21 protein-coding genes are annotated in these 23,493 nt (G+C 67.7%); 13 read left to right on the top strand and 8 right to left on the bottom strand.

Translation table 11 applies throughout. The features are described from left to right. The first annotated feature begins 48 nt into the window (after positions 1 to 48). The 3 genes from aat to infA all read left to right on the top strand — a co-directional run bounded on the left by aat (position 49) and on the right by infA (position 1,894). Positions 49 to 792: a leucyl/phenylalanyl-tRNA--protein transferase gene (aat, locus tag RAN53_RS06405; RefSeq protein WP_305795982.1), complete on the top strand. Its 744-nt coding sequence runs from the start codon at positions 49 to 51 to the stop codon at positions 790 to 792. A 25-nt stretch (positions 793 to 817) separates the two neighbouring features. Further along, positions 818 to 1,555 carry an arginyltransferase gene (locus tag RAN53_RS06410; RefSeq protein ID WP_305795983.1) on the top strand — a complete coding sequence of 246 codons (738 nt, stop codon included), beginning with the start codon at positions 818 to 820 and terminating at the stop codon, positions 1,553 to 1,555. 120 nt (positions 1,556 to 1,675) lie between these two features. Next, positions 1,676 to 1,894: a translation initiation factor IF-1 gene (gene infA, locus RAN53_RS06415; RefSeq protein ID WP_027961652.1), complete on the top strand. Its 219-nt coding sequence runs from the start codon at positions 1,676 to 1,678 to the stop codon at positions 1,892 to 1,894. 106 nt (positions 1,895 to 2,000) lie between these two features. Here infA and clpA read toward each other — a convergent pair whose 3' ends face one another. The 4 genes from clpA to RAN53_RS06435 all read right to left on the bottom strand — a co-directional run bounded on the left by clpA (position 2,001) and on the right by RAN53_RS06435 (position 8,617). Next, positions 2,001 to 4,274, bottom strand: coding sequence for an ATP-dependent Clp protease ATP-binding subunit ClpA (clpA, locus tag RAN53_RS06420; RefSeq protein ID WP_305795984.1), 2,274 nt, complete (start codon positions 4,272 to 4,274; stop codon positions 2,001 to 2,003). A gap of 143 nt (positions 4,275 to 4,417) precedes the next feature. After that, positions 4,418 to 4,744, bottom strand: a complete 327-nt coding sequence (gene clpS / locus RAN53_RS06425) for an ATP-dependent Clp protease adapter ClpS (RefSeq protein ID WP_305795985.1) — start codon at positions 4,742 to 4,744, stop codon at positions 4,418 to 4,420. 198 nt (positions 4,745 to 4,942) lie between these two features. After that, on the bottom strand, positions 4,943 to 6,199 hold the full coding sequence (gene icd / locus RAN53_RS06430) for an NADP-dependent isocitrate dehydrogenase (protein WP_305795986.1): 1,257 nt from the start codon (positions 6,197 to 6,199) through the stop codon (positions 4,943 to 4,945). Positions 6,200 to 6,379: 180 nt separating this feature from the next. Beyond that, positions 6,380 to 8,617: an NADP-dependent isocitrate dehydrogenase gene (locus RAN53_RS06435; RefSeq protein ID WP_305795987.1), complete on the bottom strand. Its 2,238-nt coding sequence runs from the start codon at positions 8,615 to 8,617 to the stop codon at positions 6,380 to 6,382. Positions 8,618 to 8,906: 289 nt separating this feature from the next. Here RAN53_RS06435 and RAN53_RS06440 point away from each other — a divergent pair, with 289 nt between their 5' ends. The 9 genes from RAN53_RS06440 (at position 8,907) to RAN53_RS06480 (ending at position 17,591) form a co-directional block, all read left to right on the top strand. Continuing rightward, on the top strand, positions 8,907 to 9,560 hold the full coding sequence (locus tag RAN53_RS06440; RefSeq protein WP_305795988.1) for a pseudouridine synthase: 654 nt from the start codon (positions 8,907 to 8,909) through the stop codon (positions 9,558 to 9,560). After that, the gene (locus tag RAN53_RS06445; RefSeq protein WP_305795989.1) at positions 9,557 to 10,006 is read left to right on the top strand and encodes an NUDIX domain-containing protein; all 450 of its coding nucleotides are present in this window, start codon (positions 9,557 to 9,559) and stop codon (positions 10,004 to 10,006) included. The genes RAN53_RS06440 and RAN53_RS06445 overlap by 4 nt, the downstream gene beginning before the upstream one ends. Positions 10,007 to 10,085: 79 nt before the next feature. Continuing rightward, positions 10,086 to 11,198 (top strand): tRNA 2-thiouridine(34) synthase MnmA, encoded by a 1,113-nt coding sequence (gene mnmA, locus RAN53_RS06450; RefSeq protein ID WP_305795990.1) that lies wholly within the window; start codon positions 10,086 to 10,088, stop codon positions 11,196 to 11,198. Beyond that, positions 11,195 to 11,836 carry a high frequency lysogenization protein HflD gene (gene hflD, locus RAN53_RS06455; protein ID WP_305795991.1) on the top strand — a complete coding sequence of 214 codons (642 nt, stop codon included), beginning with the start codon at positions 11,195 to 11,197 and terminating at the stop codon, positions 11,834 to 11,836. The genes mnmA and hflD overlap by 4 nt, the downstream gene beginning before the upstream one ends. 49 nt (positions 11,837 to 11,885) lie before the next feature. Further along, a complete protein-coding gene (gene purB / locus RAN53_RS06460; RefSeq protein ID WP_305795992.1) occupies positions 11,886 to 13,274 on the top strand; it encodes an adenylosuccinate lyase in 1,389 nt (462 codons plus the stop codon). Next, the gene (locus RAN53_RS06465; protein WP_305795993.1) at positions 13,271 to 14,446 is read left to right on the top strand and encodes a cupin domain-containing protein; all 1,176 of its coding nucleotides are present in this window, start codon (positions 13,271 to 13,273) and stop codon (positions 14,444 to 14,446) included. The genes purB and RAN53_RS06465 overlap by 4 nt, the downstream gene beginning before the upstream one ends. A gap of 42 nt (positions 14,447 to 14,488) precedes the next feature. After that, positions 14,489 to 14,926 (top strand): GNAT family N-acetyltransferase, encoded by a 438-nt coding sequence (locus RAN53_RS06470; protein WP_305795994.1) that lies wholly within the window; start codon positions 14,489 to 14,491, stop codon positions 14,924 to 14,926. A 338-nt stretch (positions 14,927 to 15,264) separates the two neighbouring features. Further along, positions 15,265 to 16,857 carry an isocitrate lyase gene (locus RAN53_RS06475; RefSeq protein WP_305795995.1) on the top strand — a complete coding sequence of 531 codons (1,593 nt, stop codon included), beginning with the start codon at positions 15,265 to 15,267 and terminating at the stop codon, positions 16,855 to 16,857. A gap of 266 nt (positions 16,858 to 17,123) precedes the next feature. Beyond that, positions 17,124 to 17,591: a glycine zipper 2TM domain-containing protein gene (locus RAN53_RS06480; protein WP_305796080.1), complete on the top strand. Its 468-nt coding sequence runs from the start codon at positions 17,124 to 17,126 to the stop codon at positions 17,589 to 17,591. A gap of 147 nt (positions 17,592 to 17,738) precedes the next feature. Here the strand turns inward: RAN53_RS06480 and RAN53_RS06485 are convergent, their stop codons facing one another. Next, positions 17,739 to 18,020, bottom strand: coding sequence for a hypothetical protein (locus tag RAN53_RS06485; protein WP_305795996.1), 282 nt, complete (start codon positions 18,018 to 18,020; stop codon positions 17,739 to 17,741). A gap of 222 nt (positions 18,021 to 18,242) precedes the next feature. Here RAN53_RS06485 and RAN53_RS06490 point away from each other — a divergent pair, with 222 nt between their 5' ends. Further along, entirely contained in the window at positions 18,243 to 18,725 is a 483-nt protein-coding gene (locus tag RAN53_RS06490) for an FKBP-type peptidyl-prolyl cis-trans isomerase (RefSeq protein WP_161432474.1), read from the top strand. 73 nt (positions 18,726 to 18,798) lie between these two features. Here RAN53_RS06490 and RAN53_RS06495 read toward each other — a convergent pair whose 3' ends face one another. From RAN53_RS06495 to RAN53_RS06505, 3 genes are all read right to left on the bottom strand, one after another. After that, complete coding sequence (locus RAN53_RS06495; RefSeq protein WP_305795997.1) at positions 18,799 to 19,992, bottom strand: MFS transporter; 1,194 nt, start codon at positions 19,990 to 19,992, stop codon at positions 18,799 to 18,801. Positions 19,993 to 20,025: 33 nt separating this feature from the next. Beyond that, the gene (locus tag RAN53_RS06500; protein ID WP_305795998.1) at positions 20,026 to 20,655 is read right to left on the bottom strand and encodes a C40 family peptidase; all 630 of its coding nucleotides are present in this window, start codon (positions 20,653 to 20,655) and stop codon (positions 20,026 to 20,028) included. A 217-nt stretch (positions 20,656 to 20,872) separates the two neighbouring features. Further along, positions 20,873 to 23,338 (bottom strand): DUF1266 domain-containing protein, encoded by a 2,466-nt coding sequence (locus RAN53_RS06505; RefSeq protein WP_305795999.1) that lies wholly within the window; start codon positions 23,336 to 23,338, stop codon positions 20,873 to 20,875. Positions 23,339 to 23,493 lie beyond the last annotated feature (155 nt).

Raw genomic sequence — 23,493 nt, forward strand, 5'->3', positions numbered from 1 at the left:
GGGCCGCGGGCGGCAAACTGCTCCCTCCACCGCAAGGATGCCGACGCCATGCTGCCCTGGCTGCCCCCCTCCCCCGTGCAATTCCCCCCCGTGAGCGAGGCGCTGCGCGACCCCGACGGGCTGCTGGCGGCCGGTGGAACACTCGCTCCCGAGTGGCTGCTGGCCGCCTACCGGCGCGGCATCTTTCCCTGGTTCAGCGACGACCAGCCGGTCCTGTGGTGGAGCCCGGACCCGCGTATGGTGCTGTTTCCCGGCGAGGTCCGGGTACGCCGCAGCCTGGCCAAGCGTCTGCGCAATGGCGGCTTCACGGTCACCGCCAACCGCGCGTTCGACGCCGTGACGGCGGCCTGCGCGGCGCCCCGGGCGGGGCAGCCGGGCACCTGGATCGACGACGAGATGCGCACCGCCTATGCTCGCCTGCACGCCATCGGTGCGGCCCATTCGGTCGAGGTGTGGCGGCACGGCGCCCTGGTCGGCGGGCTCTACGGCGTCGCCCTGGGGCCGGTGTTCTTCGGCGAGTCGATGTTCTCCCGGGAGCCGGACGCCTCCAAGGTCGCCCTGGTGAGGCTGGCCGCCGCGATGTCCGCGGGCGGCGGCCGGCTGATCGACTGCCAGATGCACACCCGTCACCTGGCCAGCCTGGGCGCCCGGGATATCGCCCGGGAAACGTTCATCGACTATCTTGAAGAGTGGCTGGGCAGCCCCGGTGATGATCCCCCATCGGGCGACCGCTGGGTACCCGCCTGCTGGTCCTTCGCGCCCCTCGCCGGGCCTGCCAGCGATTCCGACTGACCGCCCTGAGCCAGGGAGAGCCACCGTGAGCAGCAACACCCCCCGCCAGCCGACCCGGGACCTGCGATTCTTCCTCACCGTGCCCCATGCCTGCAGCTACCTGGAGGGGCAGGAAGCGACCACGCTGTTCCTGGATCCCCAGGAGTCGCCCGGCCAGGGCGTCTACGACGCCCTGGCCCTGCTCGGCTTCCGGCGCAGCGGCCGGCACCTCTATCGCCCCCACTGCGAGGGCTGCAGCGCCTGCATCTCGGTGCGCATCCCGGTGGCGGAGTTCTCGCCCAACCGCACGCAACGGCGACTACTGCGGCGCAATGCCGACCTGACCCTACATCTGCGGCCGGCCATCTTCGACCCCGAGCACTACGCCCTCTACGCGCACTACATCCGCACCCGCCATGCCGATGGCGACATGTATCCGCCGAGCCACGAGCAGTACCGCACCTTCCTGACCCTCGACCAGCCCTATGCCCGACTGCTCGAACTCCGCCTGGCGGGACGCCTGGTGGCGGTTGCGGCCTTCGACCAGCTCGAACACGGCCTCTCGGCGATCTATACCTTCTTCGACCCCGAGCCGAGCCTGGAGCGGCGCTCCCTGGGCACCTACGCGGTCCTCAGCCTCGTCGACCTGGCGCGGCGTCGCGAGCTGCCCCATGTCTACCTGGGCTACTGGATCCGCGAATGCCGCAAGATGGCCTACAAACAGTCCTTCCAGCCGCTGGAGCGCCTGGAGGGTCGCCGCTGGCGGCGGCTGATTCCCGCGTGACGGTAACCGCCCTTTCTTTGCCTTGCAGGCCGGCATGCGGCACAATACCGCGCTATTCTTGTACCCAGGGGCCACGCCGGCCCGTGTGTCGTGATTAACCAACCGCGAGGAATCGCCTATATGGCACGTGAAGACCATATCGAGATGGAAGGCGTCATCGTCGACACCCTTCCCAACACCACCTTCCGCGTCGAGCTCGAGAACGGACACGTGGTGACCGCGCATATCTCCGGCAAGATGCGCAAGAACTACATCCGCATCCTGACCGGCGACAAGGTCAAGGTAGAGCTGACTCCCTACGACCTGACCAAGGGTCGCATCGTCTACCGCTCCCGCTGATCCCGGCGGTCGAGCGACTCGACCTCCCCTGACGCCGACACGACAACGCCCCGTCTCTAGACAGGGCGCTGTGGCGTGGATGATCGGCGGGCTGACGCCCGACCGATCAGGGCGCGTCGGCCATTTCCGATTCTGTCTCGAGGTGCAACTCGCCCTCCTCCACGCTGACGTGGACCAGCCCCCCGTGCTCGGAAAGCTCGCCGAACAGGATCATCTCCGCCAGCGGCTTCTTGAGCTTCTCCTGGATCAGGCGTGCCATGGGCCGTGCCCCCATGTCCGGATCATAGCCCTGCTCCGCCAGCCAGGCGCGAGCCTCCTCGTCCACGTCGAGCTGGACACGCTTCTCGTCCAGCTGGGCCTGCAGCTCCACCAGGAACTTGTCGACCACGCTGCGCACCACCGAGGTCGGCAGGGAGTGGAACTGGATGATGCCGTCCAGGCGATTGCGGAATTCCGGCGAGAAGGTCTTGCGAATCACCTCCATGGCGTCGGTGGAGTGATCCTGGGTCTGGAAGCCGATGGAGCGCCGCGTGGCCTGCTCGACCCCGGCGTTGGAGGTCATGATCAGGATCACGTGGCGGAAGTCCGCCTCACGCCCGTTGTTGTCGGTGAGCCGACCGTGGTCCATCACCTGCAGCAGCAGGTTGAAGACCTCGGGATGCGCCTTCTCGATCTCGTCGAGCAGCAGCACGCAGTGCGGCTGCTTGGTGATCGCCTCGGTCAGCAGCCCGCCCTGATCGTAGCCGACGTAGCCGGGAGGCGCGCCGATCAGCCGCGACACGGTATGACGCTCCATGTACTCCGACATATCGAAGCGCACCAGCTCGATGCCCATGATATGCGAAAGCTGGCGAGCCACCTCGGTCTTGCCCACCCCGGTGGGGCCGGCGAACAGGAAGCTGCCCACCGGCTTGTCCGGCGACTTTAGGCCGGCCCGCGACAGCTTGATCGCCGCCGACAGGCTGTCGATCGCCTCGTCCTGGCCGAACACCAGCATCTTGAGGTCGCGATCGATGTTGGCCAGCAGCTTGCGGTCGGAACTGGAGACGCTCTTTGGCGGGATCCGCGCGATGGAGGCCACCACCGCCTCGACCTGATCGGTGTCGATGGTGTCGACGCGCACCTCCGGCGGCAGCAGGCGCTGGTGGGCACCGGCCTCGTCGATCACGTCGATGGCCTTGTCGGGCAGATGGCGGTCGTTGATATAGCGATCCGCCAGGCGCGCCGCGCTCTCCAGGGCACCATCGGTGTACTTGAGCTGATGGTGCTCCTCGAAGCGCGAGCGCAATCCCTTGAGGATGCGAATGGTGTCATCCACCGAGGGCGCCGGCACGTCGACCTTCTGGAAGCGACGGGCCAGGGCGCGGTCCTTCTCGAAGATGCCGCGGTACTCCTGGAAGGTGGTGGAGCCGATGCAGCGCAACTCGCCGGAAGAGAGCATCGGCTTGAGCAGGTTGGAGGCATCCATCACCCCACCGGAGGCCGCCCCGGCGCCGATCACGGTATGGATCTCGTCGATGAAGAGGACGGCGTTGGGCTGCTTGCGCAGCTCGGCCAGCAGCGCCTTGAGGCGCTTCTCGAAGTCGCCGCGATACTTGGTGCCAGCCAGCAGCGCGCCCATGTCCAGCGAGTAGACCACGGCGTCGCCGATCACCTCGGGCACGTCCTCCTCGACGATGCGCTTGGCCAACCCCTCGGCGATGGCGGTCTTGCCCACGCCGGCCTCACCCACCAGCAGCGGGTTGTTCTTGCGGCGCCGGGCGAGGATCTGCACCACCCGCTCCAGCTCGTGCTCGCGGCCGATCAGCGGGTCGATCTTGCCCATGCGGGCCTGCTCGTTGAGGTTGGTGGCATAACCGGTCAAGGGGTTGGACGCGGTCTCGCCGCCCTCCTCGGCCTCGTCGGATTCGGACGATGAAGAGGATGGCGCCTGGTCATGGCCCGACACCTTGGAGATGCCGTGGGCGATATAGTTGACGGCGTCGACACGCGCCACGTTCTGCTGCTTGAGGAAGTAGACCGCCTGGCTCTCCTGTTCGGAGAAGATCGCCACCAGCACGTTGGCGCCGGTCACCTCGCTCTTGCCGGATGACTGCACGTGGAACACCGCACGCTGCAGCACGCGCTGGAAGCCCAGGGTCGGCTGGGTCTCGCGGTCGGCATGATCCTCGGGAATCAGCGGCGTGGTGGAGTTGATGAAGTCCTGCAGGTCGGACCGCAGCTTGTCGAGGTTGGCCCCGCAGGCGCGCAGCACATCGGCCGCCGAGGCGTTATCGAGCAGCGCCAGCAGCAGGTGCTCCACGGTCATGAACTCGTGGCGCTTGGAGCGCGCCACGGTGAAGGCCGTGTTCAGGGTCAGTTCAAGTTCTTTGCTCAGCATGGCAGTCCCCTTCTTGCCGCCCAGGGCATTGCGTCGGATCTTTCTCGGTCCGGCATCATCAACATCGGGTACAAACGCCACCGTTGCAAGCTCGCTCACCAACGGCGGCCGATGTCACACCCGTCGCGACCATGTCCGGGGGGTCAGTCCGCCGCTTCGATATCCGACAGCAGCGGATGCTGACACTCTCTAGCATATTGATTGACCTGATGACTTTTGGTTTCCGCGATGTCACGGGTAAAGATGCCACAGGTCGCCTTGCCTTGGGTATGCACCGTCAGCATCACCTGCACTGCGGTCTCGCTATCCAGGTGAAAGAAGGACTGCAGCACCTCCACCACGAACTCCATGGGGGTGAAGTCATCGTTGTGCAACACCACCTTGTACATTGGCGGCGTCGCCAGCGCAGGCTCGGCGCTCTGCACCGCCAGGTCGCCGTCCTCCTCCCCCGGCGCAGGGGGGCGCGTCATGCCGCACACCACATCATTCATGAACATAGGGGCCACTATCCATCTAGACAAGCCGGCAGCCATCGATCGTCTCGACCACGATTGGACGTCGCGCCGCCGGCAGGGTTCACCGCCTGGGGTCGATACCAGGACGCCTCAACGCAAGGGCCCCCGCCCGCCTGACAGCGGACAGGGGCCCGGGTCCAGCGTCGTCGCGACTCACATGTTGTCGGCGACGGCCTGACCGAACTCGGAGCACGTGAGGAGCTTGGCATCGTCCATCAGGCGATGGAAGTCATAGGTGACCTCGCCCCGGGAGATGGCCTTCTCCATGCCCTTGAGCACCAGGTCGGCCGCCTCGACCCACCCCATGTGGCGCAGCATCATCTCGGCGGAGAGGATCAGCGAGCCCGGGTTGACCTTGTCCTGACCGGCATACTTCGGCGCGGTACCGTGGGTCGCCTCGAACATGGCGGTGGTATCGGAGATGTTGGCGCCCGGCGCGATGCCGATGCCACCCACCTCGGCCGCCAGGGCGTCGGAGAGGTAGTCGCCGTTGAGGTTCAGGGTCGCGATCACATCGTACTCGGCCGGACGCAGCAGGATCTGCTGCAGCATGGCGTCGGCGATGACGTCCTTGATGACGATGTCCTTGCCGGTCCTGGGGTTCTTCATGGTCATCCAGGGGCCGCCGTCGAGCAGCTCGGCACCGAACTCCTCCCTGGCCAGCTCGTAGCCCCAGTCCTTGAAGGCCCCCTCGGTGAACTTCATGATATTGCCCTTGTGCACCAGGGTCAGCGACTCGCGGTCGTTGTCGATGGTGTACTGCAGGGCCTGGCGCACCAGGCGCTTGGTGCCCTCGACGGAGACCGGCTTGACGCCGATGCCGCAGTTCTCCGGGAAGCGGATATTGGTGACGCCCATCTCCTCGCGGAAGAACTTGATCACCTTGTCGGCCTCCGGGGTGCCGGCCTTCCACTCGATGCCGGCGTAGATGTCCTCGGAGTTCTCGCGGAAGATGACCATGTCGACGTCGCCGGGCTTCTTCACCGGGCTCGGCACGCCCTCGAACCAGCGCACCGGGCGCTGGCAGACGTAGAGGTCCAGCTTCTGGCGCAGGGCCACATTCAGGGAGCGAATGCCACCGCCCACCGGCGTGGTCAGCGGCCCCTTGATGGAGACGACGTAGTCCTTGACGGCCTCCAGGGTCTCTTCCGGCAGCCAGGTGTCGGCATCATAGACCTGGGTGGCCTTCTCGCCGGCGTAGACCTCCATCCAATGGATCCTGCGCTCGCCGTTGTAGGCCTTCTGCACGGCGGCGTCGATGGCGATCTTCATGGCCGGGGTGACATCGACACCGATGCCATCGCCCTCGATGAACGGGATGATCGGCTCGTTCGGCACGCTCAGGCTGTTGTCGGCGTTGGCGGTGATCTTCTGGCCGCCTTCGGGAACGACAATCTTCTGGAATCCCATTGAGAACTCCCCTGTAGTGGTCTGTTCATTGGAGCGCGAAGTATAGCATCGTCCACCCCACCCGGCCCATGACACCCCCCTTCGACATAACGCAAACGGCCCCCGTCCACCGGGCGGTGGACGGGGGCCGAAGGGGCCTCCCGGGGGGGGGGAGGACGCACTACCCTGGGGCGCTAGCCCTCAGCCCTTGGCGACCAGCGCCAGGGCGTCGTTCAGGGTCTTGCTGGGACGCATGACCGCACGGGCCAGCTCGGCGTCGGCATGGTAGTAACCCTTGATATCCACCGGCTGCCCCTGGACGCCATTCAGCTCCTCGAGGATGGTCGCCTCGTTGGCCTCCAGGGTCTCGGCCAGGCGAGCGAACAGCGCCTTGAGCGCGGCGTCCTCGTCCTGGGCGGCCAGCGCCTGGGCCCAGTACAGCGCCAGGTAGAAGTGGCTGCCGCGGTTGTCGATCTCGCCGACCTTGCGCGACGGTGACTTGTTGTTCTCGAGGAAGCGGCCGGTCGCCTTGTCCAGCGCATCCGCCAGCAGGGTCGCGCGCGAGTTGCCGAAGGTCTTGGCCAGATGCTCCAGGGAGGCGGTCATGGCCAGGAACTCGCCGAGGCTATCCCAGCGCAGGTGATTCTCCTCGAGGAGCTGCTGCACGTGCTTGGGCGCCGAGCCACCGGCCCCGGTCTCGAACATGCCGCCACCCGCCATCAGGGGCACGATGGAGAGCATCTTGGCGCTGGTGCCGAGCTCGAGGATCGGGAACAGATCGGTGAGGTAGTCACGCAGGATGTTGCCGGTCACCGAGATGGTGTCGAGGCCACGGATCACACGCTCCAGGGTGTAGCGCATGGCACGCACCTGGGACATGATCTGGATATCCAGGCCCTCGGTATCGTGCTCCTGGAGGTAGGCCCTGACCTTCTTGATCAGTTCGTTCTCGTGGGGGCGATAGGGGTCGAGCCAGAAGACCGCCGGCATGCCGGAGTCGCGGCAGCGGTTCACGGCGAGCTTGACCCAGTCGCGGATCGGCTCGTCCTTGACCTGGCACATCCGCCAGATATCGCCCTCCTCGACGTTCTGGGTGAGCAGCACCTCGCCGGTTTCCAGGTCGGTGATATTGGCCACGCCCGCCTCCGGCACCTCGAAGGTCTTGTCGTGGGAGCCGTACTCCTCGGCCTTCTGGGCCATCAGGCCGACGTTGGGCACGGTGCCCATGGTGGCCGGATCGAAGGCGCCATGCCACTTGCAGAAGTTGATCATCTCCTGGTAGATGCGGGCGAAGGTGGACTCCGGCATCACCGCCTTGACGTCCTTCATGCGGCCATCGGCGCCGTACATCTTGCCGCCGGCGCGGATCATGGCCGGCATCGAGGCGTCCACGATCACGTCGCTGGGCGAGTGGAAGTTGGTGATGCCGCGTGCCGAATCGACCATGGCCAGCTCCGGGCGCTCATCGTGGCAGGCGTGCAGGTCGCGAACGATCTCGTCACGCTGGGCCTCGGGCAGGGTGTCAAGCTTCTCATAGAGGTTGGCGATGCCGTTGTTGACGTCGACGCCCAGCTCGTCGAACAGCGCGCCATGCTTCTCGAAGGCCTCCTTGTAGAAGATCCTGACGCAGTGGCCGAACACGATGGGGTGCGAGACCTTCATCATGGTCGCCTTGACGTGCAGCGAGAACATCACGCCGGTCTTGCGCGCGTCCTCGATCTCCCGCTCGTAGAAGGCCAGCAGCGCCTTCTTGCTCATGAACATGCTGTCGATGACTTCGCCTTCCTGCAGCTCGACACGGGGCTTGAGCACCCGGGTCTCGCCGCTGGCGGTAATCAGTTCCATCTTCACGCTGCGGGCGCGATCCAGCGTCATCGACTTCTCGCCATCGTAGAAGTCGCCCTCATGCATGTGGGAGACGTGACTGCGCGAGGCCTGACTCCACTCCCCCATGTGGTGGGGATACTTGCGGGCATACTCCTTGACGGCCCGGGGCGCGCGGCGGTCGGAGTTACCCTCGCGCAGCACCGGGTTCACGGCGCTACCCATGACCTTGCCGTAGCGCGCCTTGATGTCCTTCTCCTTGTCGCTCTCCGGCTCATCCGGGTAGTCCGGCAGCGGGTAGCCCTGGCCCTGCAACTCCTTGATGGCGGCCCGCAGCTGCGGCATGGAGGCGCTGATATTGGGCAGCTTGATGATGTTGGCTTCCGGCGTCTTGGCCAGGGCGCCCAGTTCGGCAAGGTGATCCTCGACGCGCTGGTCGTCGCTCAGGTAATCGGGAAACTGGGAGAGAATCCGGGCCGCCAGGGAGATGTCCCGCGTCTCGACCTCGACGCCGGCGGCGTCGGTGAAGGCGTCGATGATCGGCAGCAACGAATGGGTCGCCAGCGCAGGCGCTTCGTCGGTGAACGTGTAGATAATCTTCGGCGTTTTTGACATGTTGGCGTTGATCTCTCTGGTCGCTGCGGTAGCAAGAAACGGGATCGCTAGCGCGCTCACGATGACTGGAACGGGGGACCCCGGCATGCTCTCCCCAGGTTGTGATTCGGCGAGGATGCGCTCGGCATCGACCCGGTGGCGGAGTCTCGGCAGGCCCCGGAACGTCAAGGGCACTCCCGGCGAGCGTGCGCATTATACCAGCGACCCCGCGTCGGCGTATGCGCAATAAGGCTGACGCGCCGCCCGGCTCCCCCTGCCATCCCGCCCGGCTTGCCGGTAAGCTTGCCCCATGAGCACTCTCTATCTGCTGCACAAGCCCTACCGCATGCTGTCCCAGTTCACCGACCGCGAGGACGGCGACAGGGGGCCGCGCGCCACCCTGGCCGATGTCATCGACGTGCCCGGCATCTACCCCGCCGGTCGCCTCGACCACGATTCGGAAGGATTGTTGCTGCTCAGTGACGACGGCGAGCTGATCCACCGCATCAGCCATCCGCGCCACAAGCAGCCCAAGACCTACCGGGTGCAGGTGGAGGGCTCCCCCGGGGATGACGCCCTGCAGGCACTGCGCGAGGGCGTGACGCTCGGCGACGGCATGACCCTGCCGGCGAAGGTGCGCCGCCTGGCGAACAGCGGCCTGCCCGAGCGCGACCCGCCACTGGACCCGAAGCGCCATCCCGTGACTACCTGGCTGGAGCTGACCATCGGCGAGGGGCGCAACCGACAGGTCAGGCGCATGACCGCCCACGTGGGCCACCCGACCCTGCGCCTGGTGCGGGTGGCCATCGGCCCCTGGCGGCTGGACGGGCTGGCCCCGGGGCAATGGCGCCGCGAGACGCTGCACGCCCCGTCGGCCAACCGCCACACCACCGGGCAGCCTCGCGGATCCCGCCGCGGGCCCGCCGGCAAGAGACCCACCGACAAGCGAGGAGGCAGACGATGAGCCGCTGGCACCCCTATGTGACCGTGGCCTGCGTGGTGGAGCGCGCCGGGGCCTTCCTGATGGTGGAAGAGGATCGTGGCGGCCCGCAGACCCTGTTCAACCAGCCCGCCGGCCACCTGGAGCCCGGCGAGCGCATCCGCGATGCCGTCCTGCGCGAGGTGGAGGAGGAGACCGCCTGGCGGGTCGGCATCAGCGACTATCTCGGCATGTACGTCCATGAGGCCCGGGATGGGCTGACCTTCCACAGCCACGCCTTCCTCGGCATGGCGCTGGCGCATATGGGCAACGACCTGGACCCGGCCATCCACGCCGCGCACTGGCTGACCCTGGAGCAGATCGAGGCGCTGGAGCGCGAGGGGCGCCTGCGCAGCCCGCTGGTACTGCGCCGCATCCGCGACGCCCTGGCCGGGCGCTTCTACCCCATGGACGTGATCCACGAACGCTGAGCTCTCGGCTCTCGGCGCCCGGCGCCATCTTCAGGTATAATCTCGCCCCATTTACGTCACACCGATTCCGAGGGCGCCCATGACCGCCACCCCAGGCAAGGTGATCGTCGGCATGTCCGGCGGCGTCGACTCCTCCGTCTCCGCCCTGCTGCTGCTCGAGCAGGGCTATCAGGTCGAAGGCCTGTTCATGAAGAACTGGGATGAGGACGACGGCACCGAATACTGCACCGCCAAGGAAGACCTGGCCGACGCCGAGGCCGTGTGCGAGAAGCTCGGCATCCGGCTGCACACCGCCAACTTCGCCGCCGAGTACTGGGACAACGTCTTCGAGCACTTCCTGGCCGAGTACCAGGCCGGGCGCACGCCGAATCCGGACATCCTCTGCAACCGCGAGATCAAGTTCAAGGTGTTCCTGGAGTACGCCGAGATGCTGGGTGCCGAGAAGATCGCCACCGGCCACTATGTCCGGGCCGGCATCCGCCACGGTCGTCCGCGGCTGCTCAAGGGCCTCGATGCCAACAAGGACCAGAGCTACTTCCTGCACGCCGTGCCCGAGGCCGCCATCGCCCGCACCCTCTTCCCGGTGGGCGAACTGGAGAAGCCCGAGGTACGCGCCATCGCCGAGCGCCACGACCTGGTGACCGCCAGGAAGAAGGATTCCACCGGCATCTGCTTCATCGGCGAGCGGCGCTTCCGCGACTTCCTCCAGCAGTACCTGCCGGCCCAGCCCGGGGTAATCGAGACCCCCGAGGGCGAGGTGATCGGCGAGCACATGGGCCTGATGTACTACACCCTGGGCCAGCGCCAGGGGCTCGGCATCGGCGGGCTCGCCCATCACCCCGAGGCGCCCTGGTACGTGGCCGCCAAGGACCTCGCGCGTAACGTGCTCGTCGCCGTCCAGGGCAAGCACCACCCGCTGCTCTATACCGACTCGCTGGCCACCGAGGCCATGGACTGGGTGGCCGGCGAGGCGCCGATGAGCGAGGGGCGGCTTACCGCCAAGACCCGCTACCGCCAGGCCGACGTGCCCTGTGCCTTCCGGACCCTCGAGGATGGCGGCGTCGAGGTGCTCTTCGACGACCCCCAGCGCGCCGTCACCCCCGGGCAGTCACTGGTGCTCTACGACGGCGAGATCTGCCTGGGCGGCGGCGTCATCCGCGAGACCTGGAACGCCGCGGAGGTCGCCGCATGACCGCCTCCACACCGATCCACCGCGCCCCCGACGACCCCACCACCCGCCAGGCCCTGGCGCTGGCCGGGGTCTTCCAGGCCGCCAGCCTGGTCGACGAGCTGGCCCGCACCGGCCAGGTCGACCCGCGCGCCTGGGACACCCTGATCCGCGCCACCCTGGACACCGCCCCCGAGAGCTTCGAGGCGATCTACGGCGGTCACCCCAACAACCTGCGCCGCGGCCTGGAGGTACTCGAAGGAGTGATCGGCCGCCGGCAGGCCAACCCGGTGGTGCTGCGCTACGGCTTCACCCTGCTGCTGCTGATGAACAAACTGCGTCGCAATACGACCATGATGGATGCCCTGGGCGAGAAGCTGACCCGCATCCAGGGCCAGGCCGAGCACTTCGGCGCGACCCACGAGAACGTCATCGCCAGCCTCGGCGAGGCCTACCAGGAGACGCTCTCCACCTTCAAGACCCGACTCGTGGTCCAGGGCGACCCCTCGCTGCTGCAGAGCCGCATGATGCCGGAGCGGGTACGCGCCTGCCTGCTGGCCGGCATCCGTTTCGCCCTGCTCTGGCACCAGCAGGGCGGCCGACGCTGGAAGCTGATCGCCCAGCGCGGTGCCCTGAAGAAGTCCCTGGATCGGCTCGCCTGAGCCGCCCTTCCCTACGATGCACAACGCCTTCACGAACCGGAACACGCCCATGCAAGCCCAGCCGCACTCTTCGCTCTCCCTGTCCGCCCTGACCGCCCTGTCCCCCGTCGACGGCCGCTACGGCGCCAAGGCCGAACGCCTGCGCGAGCACTTCAGCGAGTTCGGCCTGATCCGTGCCCGGGTCATCGTCGAGGTCCGCTGGCTGCAGCGCCTGGCCGAGCTGCCCGGCATCACCGAGGTGCCGCCGCTCTCCGCCCAGGCCACCGCCTTCCTGGAGGCGCTGATCCGCGACTTCTCGGTGGAGGATGCCGAGCGCATCAAGACCATCGAGCGCACCACCAACCACGACGTCAAGGCGGTGGAGTACTTCCTCAAGGAGCGCATCGCCGAGGTGCCTGAGCTCCACGCCATCGGCGAGTTCGTGCACTTCGCCTGCACCAGCGAGGATATCAACAACCTCTCCCACGGCGTGATGCTGACCGATGGCCTCAAGGCCCTGCTGCCGGCGATGCACGAGGTGGCCGACCAGGTCGCGCGCCTCGCCCATGAGCACGCCGACCTACCGATGCTCTCGCGCACCCACGGCCAGACGGCGAGCCCCACCACCCTGGGCAAGGAGATGGCCAACGTCGCCTACCGCCTGCGTCGCCAGCTCAGGCTGATCGAGGGCGTGGAGATACTGGGCAAGATCAACGGGGCGGTGGGCAACTACAATGCCCACCTGACCACCTACCCCGAGGTGGACTGGCAGGCCAATGCCCGCACCTTCGTCGAGGGGCTGGGGCTGACCTTCAACCCCTACACCACCCAGATCGAGCCCCACGACTACATCGCCGAGCTGTTCGATGCGGTGTGCCGCTTCAATACCATCCTCATCGACTTCGATCGCGACGTCTGGGGCTACATCTCGCTGGGCTACTTCAAGCAGCGCACCGTCGAGGGCGAGATCGGCTCCTCGACCATGCCCCACAAGGTCAACCCCATCGACTTCGAGAACTCCGAGGGCAACCTGGGGCTTGCCAACGCGATCCTCGGCCACCTGGCCCAGAAGCTGCCGATCTCCCGCTGGCAGCGCGACCTCACCGACTCCACGGTGCTCAGGAACCTCGGCGTGGGCCTGGCCTACGGCCTGATCGCCTACGAGGCCGCCCTCAAGGGCATCGGCAAGCTCGAGGCCAACCCGGCGCGCATCGCCGAGGACCTCGACGCCAGCTGGGAGGTGCTCGCCGAGCCGATCCAGACCGTGATGCGCCGCTACGGCATCGAGAAGCCCTACGAGAAGCTCAAGGAACTGACCCGCGGCAAGCGCATCGACCAGACCGGCTTTGCCGCCTTCATCGATACCCTGGCACTGCCGGAGGCGGTGAAGGCCGAACTCAAGGCGCTGACCCCGGCCACCTATATCGGCAACGCCACCGAGCAGGCGAGGAGCCTATGAGCGCCGCGACCCCGCTGGCCATGCTGGGCGGCCTGAGCGCCGCCGAGTTCCTGCGCGACTACTGGCAACAGAAGCCGGTGCTGATCCGCGGCGCCTTCGCCGACTTCCAGTGTCCGCTCTCCCCCGACGAGCTCGCCGGACTCGCCTGCGAGGAGGGCATCGAGGCGCGCCTGGTCGAGGAGCACGGTAAGCAGGGTCCCTGGCAGGTCAGCCACGGTCCCTTCAGTGAGGCGACCTTTGCCGCCCTCCCCGAGCGCGACTGGACCCTGCTGGTGCAGGCGGTGGACCACTATGTACCCGAGGTCGCCGAGCTGCTCGAGCGCTTCGCCTTCCTGCCCCGCTGGCGCCTCGACGACGTCATGATCAGCTATGCCCCCCCGGGGGGCAGCGTCGGCCCCCACGTCGACCAGTACGACGTCTTCCTGCTCCAGGGCATGGGCAGCCGCCACTGGCAGCTGGGCGGCCGGGTCGACGACGATGCCCCGATCATCCCCGGCATCGATCTGCGCATCCTCGAGCGCTTCGAGGTGGAAGCCGGCGACGACTGGGTGCTGGAGCCCGGCGACATGCTCTACCTGCCACCGGGCTGGGCGCACCATGGCGTCAGCCAGTCCGACGACTGCCTGACCCTCTCGGTGGGCTTCCGGGCCCCCTCGGCCGACGAGGCCCTGGTCTCCTTCGCCGACTTCCTGGGCGACAAGCTCCCCGACTCGCTGCGCTACGCCGACGCCGGCATGGCCCCGCCCGCCGACCCCGGTGAGCTGGACGCGGCGGCCGTCGAACGCATGCGCCACCTGATCCTCGACACCCTCGACGATCCGTCCCGACTGGCCCAGTGGTTCGGCCGGGTGATGACCCAGCCCAAGTACGCGGACCAGCTGGTGGCCAACGAGACGCCCACCGCCCCGGAGGCCCTTGTCGCCGCACTACAACAGGGCGAAGAACTGGTGCGCACCCCGGGCTCGCGCTTCGCCTGGCACGCCCTGGGCGAGGGTCGCGCCACCCTGTTTGCCGATGGCGATGGTGCCGAGTGCACGCCGCCGCTGGCCCGGCTGATCGCCTCCGAGGCGGCGCTGGACGCCGAGGTGCTGGCCCATGAGGGGGCCGAGGTGCTGCTCGCCGCACTGCTCGACGCCGGCAGCCTGGCCTGGGCGGATGAGTTCGAAGAGTAGCGGCCTGCCGCCGGATCAGCCCCGAGCACGGGAAGGAATGTCATGCAAGAAGCCAAGCTGGAGATTCGCGAGGGAAGCTGGGAGGCGCTCGGGCCCGAGGCCACCGAGATCCGTCGCGTCGTCTTCATCGAGGAGCAGGGCGTCTCCCGCGAGGAGGAGTGGGACGGCCGCGACGGCGACTGTCACCACTTCCTTGCCCTCAAGGATGGTCGGCCGGTGGGCACCGCCCGCCTGCTGCCGGACGCCCATATCGGCCGGGTCGCGGTGCTCGACTGGGCCCGCGGCCAGGGGATCGGCGTCGCCCTGATGCGCGCCGCCATCGAGGCGGCCCGCCGCCATGGCCACTCCGCCGTGGCGCTCGCCGCCCAGACCCACGCCCTCGCGTTCTACGCCCGACTCGGTTTCGAGGCCCATGGCCCGGAGTTCCTCGACGCCGGCATACCGCATCGCAATATGCGCCTGCTGCTGGGTGACAGCTGAGTCACCCCTCCCGCCTTCAAACGAAATACCACTACAGGAAGCCCCCTCACGGTGGCTTCCTGTAGTCGAGCTACAACCCTGCCTTACCCTAAGGGGCGATTGTTGTGTCCCGCCGCCATGGGCCATAGTGCTGGTCAAGGCGAGTGAGCAAACGCGTGTTTCAGGCTCCTTTCACGGCCGGCCTCATACATTTGTTTCAAATCCGCCAGCATTCGACCAAGGCAGCAGAGACAGGCCGCCTTCGATCGATGACCCTGATCTCACTTCGCAGGTGCAGCATCGACAGGCACCGGCAAGCGACCAACACCCGAGCGATTTCCCCGAGAGAGGATGGCCCCATGTCATACCAGGAAGATATCAAGGCACTGTCCCAGCTTCGTGAAGCCATGCAGGGCAAGTGGGCGGACATCAGCCCCGAGAACGTCGCCCGCATGCGTGCCCAGAACCGCTTCAAGACCGGCCTGGACATCGCCAAGTACACCGCGAAGATCATGCGCGACGACATGGCGGCCTACGACGCGGACAGCGCCCAGTACACCCAATCGCTGGGCTGCTGGCACGGCTTCATCGGCCAGCAGAAGCTGATCTCCATCAAGAAGCACTTCGGCACCACCAAGAGCCGCTATCTCTACCTGTCCGGCTGGATGGTCGCCGCCCTGCGCTCCGAGTTCGGCCCGCTGCCTGACCAGTCCATGCACGAGAAGACCGCCGTCTCCGGCCTGATCGAGGAACTCTATACCTTCCTGCGCCAGGCCGATGCCTGGGAGCTCAACCACCTGTTCCGCGAACTGGAAGAGGCCCGTCAGGCGGGTGACAGCGCCAAGGCCAGCGAACTCGAGAAGGCGATCGACAACCACGAGACCCACGTGGTGCCGATCATCGCCGATATCGACGCCGGTTTCGGCAACGCCGAGGCCACCTACCTGCTGGCCAAGCAGATGATCGAGGCGGGTGCCTGCTGCATCCAGATCGAGAACCAGGTCTCCGACGAGAAGCAGTGCGGCCACCAGGACGGCAAGGTCACCGTGCCCCACGAGGACTTCCTGGCCAAGATCAATGCCGTGCGCTACGCCTTCCTGGAACTCGGCATCGATGACGGCGTGATCGTCGCGCGCACCGACTCCCTGGGCGCCGGCCTGACCCAGAAGATCGCCGTGACCAACGAGCCGGGCGATCTGGGCGACCAGTACAACAGCTTCCTCGACGGCGACGTCATCGAGAAGGCCGAGGACATCAACAACGGTGACGTGGTCATCAAGCAGGACGGCAAGCTGGTCAAGGTCAAGCGCCTGGCCTCGGGCCTCTTCCAGTTCAAGCCGGGTACCGGCGAGGACCGCGTGGTGCTGGACTGCATCACCAGCCTGCAGAACGGTGCCGACCTGATCTGGATCGAGACCGAGAAGCCCCATGTCGGCCAGATCGCGGGCATGGTGAACCGCATCCGCCAGGCGGTGCCCGATGCCAAGCTGGTCTACAACAACAGCCCGTCCTTCAACTGGACGCTGAACTTCCGCCAGCAGGTGTTCGACGCCTGGCAGGAAGAAGGCAAGGATGTCTCCGCCTACGATCGCGCCAAGCTGATGAGCCCGGAGTACGACGCCACCGAACTGGCCAAGCTGGCCGACGAGTGGACCCGCAACTTCCAGCGCGATGCCTCGCGCGATGCCGGCATCTTCCACCACCTGATCACCCTGCCGACCTACCACACCGCGGCACTGTCCACCGACAGCCTGGCCAAGGGCTACTTCGGCGACGAGGGCATGCTGGCCTACGTGGAAGGGGTCCAGCGCCGCGAGATCCGCGAGGGCATCGCCACCGTCCGCCACCAGGACATGGCCGGCTCCAACATCGGCGACGACCACAAGGAGTTCTTCCACGGCGAGGCGGCCCTCAAGGCCGGTGGCAAGGACAACACCATGAATCAGTTCTGAGCATGCTGAGGCACTAGACGAAGACCCCGGGGGGAGGCACAGGCCTCCCCCCTTTTTGCTTACGCCGATGCCGTGGCCAACGCTGGATATCCCCTTTTCTTGTCATCTTATCGGGCTAGAATGAACAGCACTCGCCTGCCCGGCGCTGGCCAAGCGTGATGGCCACGGGTAGACTCGAACTAACAGAACAGTGTTCGCTCATTCGACAGGAAGTCATCGAAGCCATGGCTCTCGTTGAACGCCCCAGGAGGTCAAGCATGATTCCCATGAAACGTCTTCTCCCCGTGCTCGCCATCGGCGCCATGACGCTGGCCGGCTGCGCCAACACCGCCCCCATGGGTGGCAACGTCTACAGCAGCAACCAGGTGGGCGCCGAGCAGACGGTGCGCTTCGGCACCATCCAGGCCCTGCGCCAGGTACAGGTGCAGGCCGACAGCCGCGCCGGCGGCATCGTCGGCACCGGTGGCGGCGCGGTGATCGGCGGCCTGCTGGGCAACCAGGTGGGCGGTGGCTCCGGTCGCACCCTGGCCACCGCCGCCGGCGTCATCGCCGGCAGCGTGGCGGGCAGCAAGATCGAGGAGTCCGCCAACCGGGTCAGCGCCTGGGAGATGGAGATCCGCCGCGACGACGGCATGAATGTCGTGGTGGTGCAGAAGGCCGACCAGGCCTTCCAGGTCGGCCAGCGCGTGCGCCTGATCGGCAGCGGCAGCAACATCACCGTCGCCCCCTACTGAGGGCGCGGTGGCCGTTGACGCCTGAGCCCTGACCGGGCGATGGCCGGCAATAACGAGAAAGGCCCGCGGAGTGATCCGCGGGCCTTTTCGTGTCTATTGCTCTTTCCGGGGGGTCGAGCGGCCTGGCCAACTGGCCAGGCCAACGGCTCAGTGGAAATCCACCTTGCTCATCGCCCAGCCACCCAGCTTGACGGCGACCAGCACCAGCACACCCACCACGATGGCGGTCATCAGGACGTCCACCGGGCGCACCAGGGTAGTGGCACCGAGCACGGCCAGCGCCAGGCTCCAGACCACGGCGTTATCGCCGCCGGTCTGCATCGCCCGAGGCAGGAGGCAGTCCAGTGAAGCACTCAGCGAGGACCAGCGCTTGAGGGAGAGAACGAGGATCGCGGCGAAGGCGATCAGCCAGATCACGACTTGGGCCATGGAGGTCTCCGGGGTTCGAGTGAGCGTCGTTGGAAGATTCGGGTGGCCGCTAGGTTAGCCCCGGCACCGGGGCGACGCAACCATCCGAAGGTCGCCGCCGGTGCGGGTGAACGCGACTCAGGATGGTGGCGCCGATCCTGAAAATGCCCCATCGCCCCTGACAGGATGCGCATGTCGCGTTACCATGCCCCCGACATGCACTCACCGAAAGGTTCTTCAATAATGCAGATTGCGCAGAATTCCGTTGTCGCGTTCCACTACACCCTGACCAACGACGCAGGTGAAGTGCTGGACAGCTCGGAAGGCCGCGAGCCGCTGACCTACCTCCACGGCGCCGGCAACATCATTCCGGGTCTCGAGAAGGAGCTTGAGGGCCGCGCCGCCGGCGACAAGCTCAATGCCACCGTGACGCCCGCCGAGGGCTACGGCGAGAAGCAGGAGCAGCTGGTGCAGGAAGTGCCGCGTGACGCCTTCCAGGGCGTCGAGAGCATCGAGCCCGGCATGCAGTTCCAGGCCCAGACCCAGGGCGGTCCGCTGATGGTCACCGTGACCCAGGTCGGCGGCGACACCGTCACCGTCGATGGCAACCACCCGCTGGCCGGCCAGACCCTGAACTTCGATGTCGAGATCGCCTCGGTTCGCGAAGCCAGCGAGGAAGAAGTCGAGCACGGTCACGTGCACGGCGAGGGCGGCCACGAGCACTGAGCCACTCAGTGAGCGTCACCGCATCGTGAAGGGGCAGCCGAGAGGCTGCCCCTTTTGCATGGCGGATGGCGTGTCAGCTGCCGACGGCGCCCTCCGGAGGCCGTCGCCACAGCCAGACGGCGATGGATAGCGTCACCCCCAGCACCAGCCAGGAACCCAGCGCTACCCCCGGCCAGCCGCCGAGGTTCCAGAATGGCTCCAGCCAGAACACCCCGAGGCTGGCGCCGGTATAGTAGAACACCAGATAGAGCGCCGAGGCGCTGCCCCGGGCCTGGCGGGCATGGCGCCCCACCCAGCTCGATGCCATGGCGTGGGCCACGAAGAAGCCGAAGGCGTTGATGGTCAGCCCCACCAGGATCAGCGGCAGGCTATCGGACAGCGTGACCAGGGTGCCCGCCATGAAGATGGCGATGCCCATCATCATGCAGGCCGGCTGGGAGAGATGGCGCACCAGTCGCCCGGAGAGCGACGAGCCCAGGGTACCGCCCAGATAGGTGAGGAAGATCAGCCCCAGCAGGGTGGCGCCGAGACCGAAGGGCGGCTCGGCCAGGCGGAAGGTGATGTAGCTGTACTGGTTGATGAAGATCAGGAAGTTGAGCCCGCCGAGCAGGTACGCCGAGAGCAGGGTCGGGTTGCGCAGATGGGCGCCGAGATCCGCGACGGCACCGGCCAGCTCGAAGCGACGCGGGGTGAAGCCCCGCGACGGCGGCAGCAGCTTCCAGAACACCGCCACCCCCGCCAGGGTGATCAGCCCCACCGTCAGGAAGCCGGCCGCACTGCCACCCAGCTCGCCCATGCCACCGCCCACCACGCGCCCGCTGATCCCCCCCAGTGTATTGGCGCCGATATAGAGCCCCACGGCGGCCAGCATGGCATCCGGCTCGAACTCGTCCCCCATCCAGGCGATGGCCACCGCGGGCAGGCCACCCAGCACGAACCCCTGCAGCGTGCGCAGGGCCAGCAGCGTCTCGAAGTTGGGCGCCAGGGCCAGGGCCAGGGAGAGCAGCCCCGCCGCCAGCAGGCTGAGGCGCATGATGCCGGCGCGGCCGATGGCATCCGACAGCGGACCGAATACCAGAAGCGAGGCCGCCAGCGACAGCGTGGCCAGCGACATGACCAGCCCCACCACCAGCGTCGAGACGCCATAGGCCTCGCGCAGGTCGGGCAGCAGCGGCTGAGGCGCGTAGAGGTTGATGAAGACCAGCAGCGACCCCAGGCTCAATGCCAGGGTGGCTCGCCACCAGGCGGCGCTACGTATGCGAATCATGACGAACCCTGAATGCCGGGCGCCCTGCCCCCCTCAGGCGTCGACGTCGGCCTGCAGGCGCTGGGCCAGGTTGGTCGGCTCCAGGGCACGCCGCGCCTGCCAGAAGTGGCGACGCCAGTAGCTGTTGTCGAGCTTCGAGATCATCACCCCGCGCGAGGAGGAGGCGTGCAGGAAGCGGCCCTCGCCGACATAGATGCCGACGTGGCGGTAGGTGCCTGGCGGCCGGAAGAACACCAGGTCGCCCGGGGCCAGCTCGTCGCGTGCGATGGGATGCCCCTGGCTCACCTGCTCACCGGTGGTGCGCGGCAGCGAGAGCCGGAAGGTCTCCTCGAAGACGTTCTGCACCAGCGCCGAACAGTCGACCCCTCCCCGGGAGGTACCGCCCAGGCGGTAGGGGGTGCCCACCCAGCGCTCGTGCTGGGCCAGCAGGGCCTGCCGCACCAACGCCGGGGGCGGGTTGCCGAGGCGACGCGCCTCGAGGATCGGATTATCCACCGGCGACATCATGGGGTCCCAGCCGCCGGGAAGGCCCGGCAGGTCGCGGGCAAAATAGGGCGCCTCGACGTCGCGAGAAGCACTCTCCCGCGATGTCGAGGCGCAACCGGCCAGCACGGCCAGCGACACGACAGCCAGCAGGGTACGGCACAAGGGGTTGACGACCATCCTGCAGCGACCTCTTCCCTGAGCCACTCCCGCCGGCATCGAGGATCCGGGGCGGGGAGCAACGCTGTGGCAGTGGCGCCGGCCTAGGCCGGTAGCACTGCCGAAGCGGCCTGTCGGCGGCTCGCAGTGTTAAGGGGCTCCCGACAGGTGGAGCCATGACATATTCGGGAACGACTATAAACCAGCATCGCGGGACTGGCGAGCCCCGCGAAGCGCCTCAGTGCAGCAGGCGGGCGTCGCCCGGCAGGGTATCGATATGCATCGGCGCCCAGTGGCGCGGCCGCGCACCGGGAAATTCCAGGCTGGCCCAGGGTCCCGCCAGGGGCGGCGCGGCGCTGAGCCAGGCCACCAGGGCCTGACGCAGGCCCGCCAGGAAGCTCTCGCGCTCCGGGGTCTCGCCCATGAAGAACGAGAAGCCGGCATAGAAGCCCCGGGCGTAGGCATCCCAGCCCGAGTAGTGAGCCGCGGCCAGGCCGTGGGCCCGCTCCAGCACCCTGTCGAAGGCGTCGGCCGGAAGCCAGCCCAGCTGCCGCGCGGCGACCGCCAGGTCCACCGCCTGGGCCAGGTCCCAGGCGGTGAGGTCGGTATCATTGCAGCCATCCTCGTTGTCGCGAACGCGCTGCAGGCGCAACAGGTGGGTGCGCTCCTCGTCGCTGCACTCGCCGCTCTCCAGGGTGGCGATCTCCGAGGCCAGGCGGGCAGGGTTGAGCGTGTAGGGGGCGTAGTTGATCTGGTACTCCTGGCGGTCGCCGTTCTCCAGCAGGAAGTCCAGAAACTCGCTGAGCTCCTCGGCGGAGTGCAGGCCGTAATGGCCATCGACCCACTCTCGGATGGCCACCGCCTCCCGCTCGCTCTCACGATGCGGCACGCTCCAGGGCGGGCTGTTGAGCGGCCCCACCAGCGACAGCGCGGTAAACTGCGAGAGCCTCGGGCGGGGGCCGGGCTCGTGCCATTCATCGACCCGCCAGTCGAGCCAATGGAACAGGCTGCCGGGGTCCTCCAGGTGCCAGCGGACCTCCAGGGCGAGGGATGGCTGGTCCTCCTCCGGCAGCAGCGAGTCCCAGCTGGCCCAGGCCTCCAGCAGGCGACGGGAATCGGGGTAGAAGCGGCACAGCGAGCCGCGCAGCGCCTCCGCCAGGGCCGCCAGCCCCTCGGCGTCGAAGGCCTCGCTGTCCAGAGCCATCTGCAGGTAGAAGGCGTACTTCTCAGCCATATGGATGGTCGCCGCATGACGGCTGGCCCGGCGCAGGCCATCGCGCTGGGCCAGCGCGGCGGGTTCCGCCACCCCGAAGGGCGTCTCGGCGGGCGGCAGTGCCCCGTGGGCCGCATCGGCGGCCAGCTGGTTCAGATGATGGGCCTGGGCCGGCAGCCAGTAACGCACCAGCGCCGCGACGCCCTCGTCGGGATACAGGTCGAGGTTCTCGGCCAGATAGCCCAGCGCCTCGTCGCGCCGCGCCGCGGCCACCGCCACCGGCGGTCCCTGTCGCACCGCAAGTTCCGGCTCGCGCACCGAGGCCAGCGCCAGCACCCAGTGGCGAGGATCGGCGCGCCAGTCACGCATCGCCTCGCGGGCCGGCGCCAGCCGCGCCTCGTCGACCAGCCCCTGCAGCGGCACCCGCCAGGGGCTCAGCGGCGACTGCAGCAGCAGGCGCCAGTCGCTCTCGAACGCCCCCAGCAGGTCGCGTCCATCGAACAGGCTGCGTCCCCGCTGATAGGCCCTCGCCAGGGCCGACCAGTCGCTGTAGCGGAGCTGGATCAGGTCGGCGGCGTGCAGGGCGAAGGCCTCGGCCTCCCCGGCCTCGAGCCAGCCCAGGCAGGCGCCCGCCCAGGCCAGGTCCACCAGGCGCAGCCAGTCCCAGGCGGCCCACTCCAGTGGTTCGCCCTGCTCCAGGAAGGCCAGCAGGGTACGCCCGTAGCGGCGCTCGTCCGCCTCCAGCCCATCGCGCCAGGCACGCCGGGCATCGCGATCGAGGGCCAACAGTCGAGTGGCGTCCAGATCCCAGCCCTGGCGGTCGCCCTGGGCGCCCAGCCAGAGCAGGACCCGGATCAGGTCCTCCCGGCCACGCACCCGCCAGTCCTCGGCGAGCCACTCGGCCAGGCCCGCCCAGTCGTGCTCGCCGGCGGGCAGGGCCAGCACCGGGGCAAAGCCGGCGCGCAGCCGCCAGGCCGCTTCGCCTCCGCTGCCGGGCCAGGGCGCCTCGGGACGATCATGCACCGCCAGCCACTCGCCGAGACGCTCCCAGGTGATGCCCTCCCCCTCATGCTCGAGCACCGCCAGCGCCTCGCAGGCATCGGCGAAGCCATCATCGCCACGCACCCAGCCTTCGGCGCTGCGCGCGCGGCGCAGCGCTTCCAGCCAGGCGTCCAGGTCGCGATGGTGGGCCACGATCTCGCCCGCCAGCCAGTGGGCCCAGGCGCGCGCCGGATCATCATCCAGCCAGCCCGCGGCCGCGCCCAGGGCGGCCAGCTCGAGGGCCGCCAGCAGCCTTGCCGGATCGGCATCGGCACCGCCGGTACCCAGGGACTCCAGCAGCCGCCAGCCAAGCTCACCGCGATCGGGCACCGCCAGGATCGACAGGCGCGCACGGGCATCTTCCGGCTCCACGCTGAGCGGGTCGGGGTCGAAGGCCCAGTCGCAGAGCACCAGCTGCTGGGCCCACCAGGCGTTCAGGAGATCGATCAAGGCTCACCTCGATGTCGGGTCGCAAGGGCCGCACGCGGCGGCAGAGGGTTGTCGACGTGGGAGTCGTTCGGCGTCGGTGATGCTGGGCGCCATGATTTCAGGCGCCATGATTTTAGGCGGCATAGTGTAGCGGAAAGCGCCGCCGGCGCCGATGG

Origin of the sequence: Halomonas sp. SSL-5, from assembly GCF_030708455.1 — a bacterium.
Classification (GTDB): Bacteria; Pseudomonadota; Gammaproteobacteria; order Pseudomonadales; family Halomonadaceae; genus Halomonas.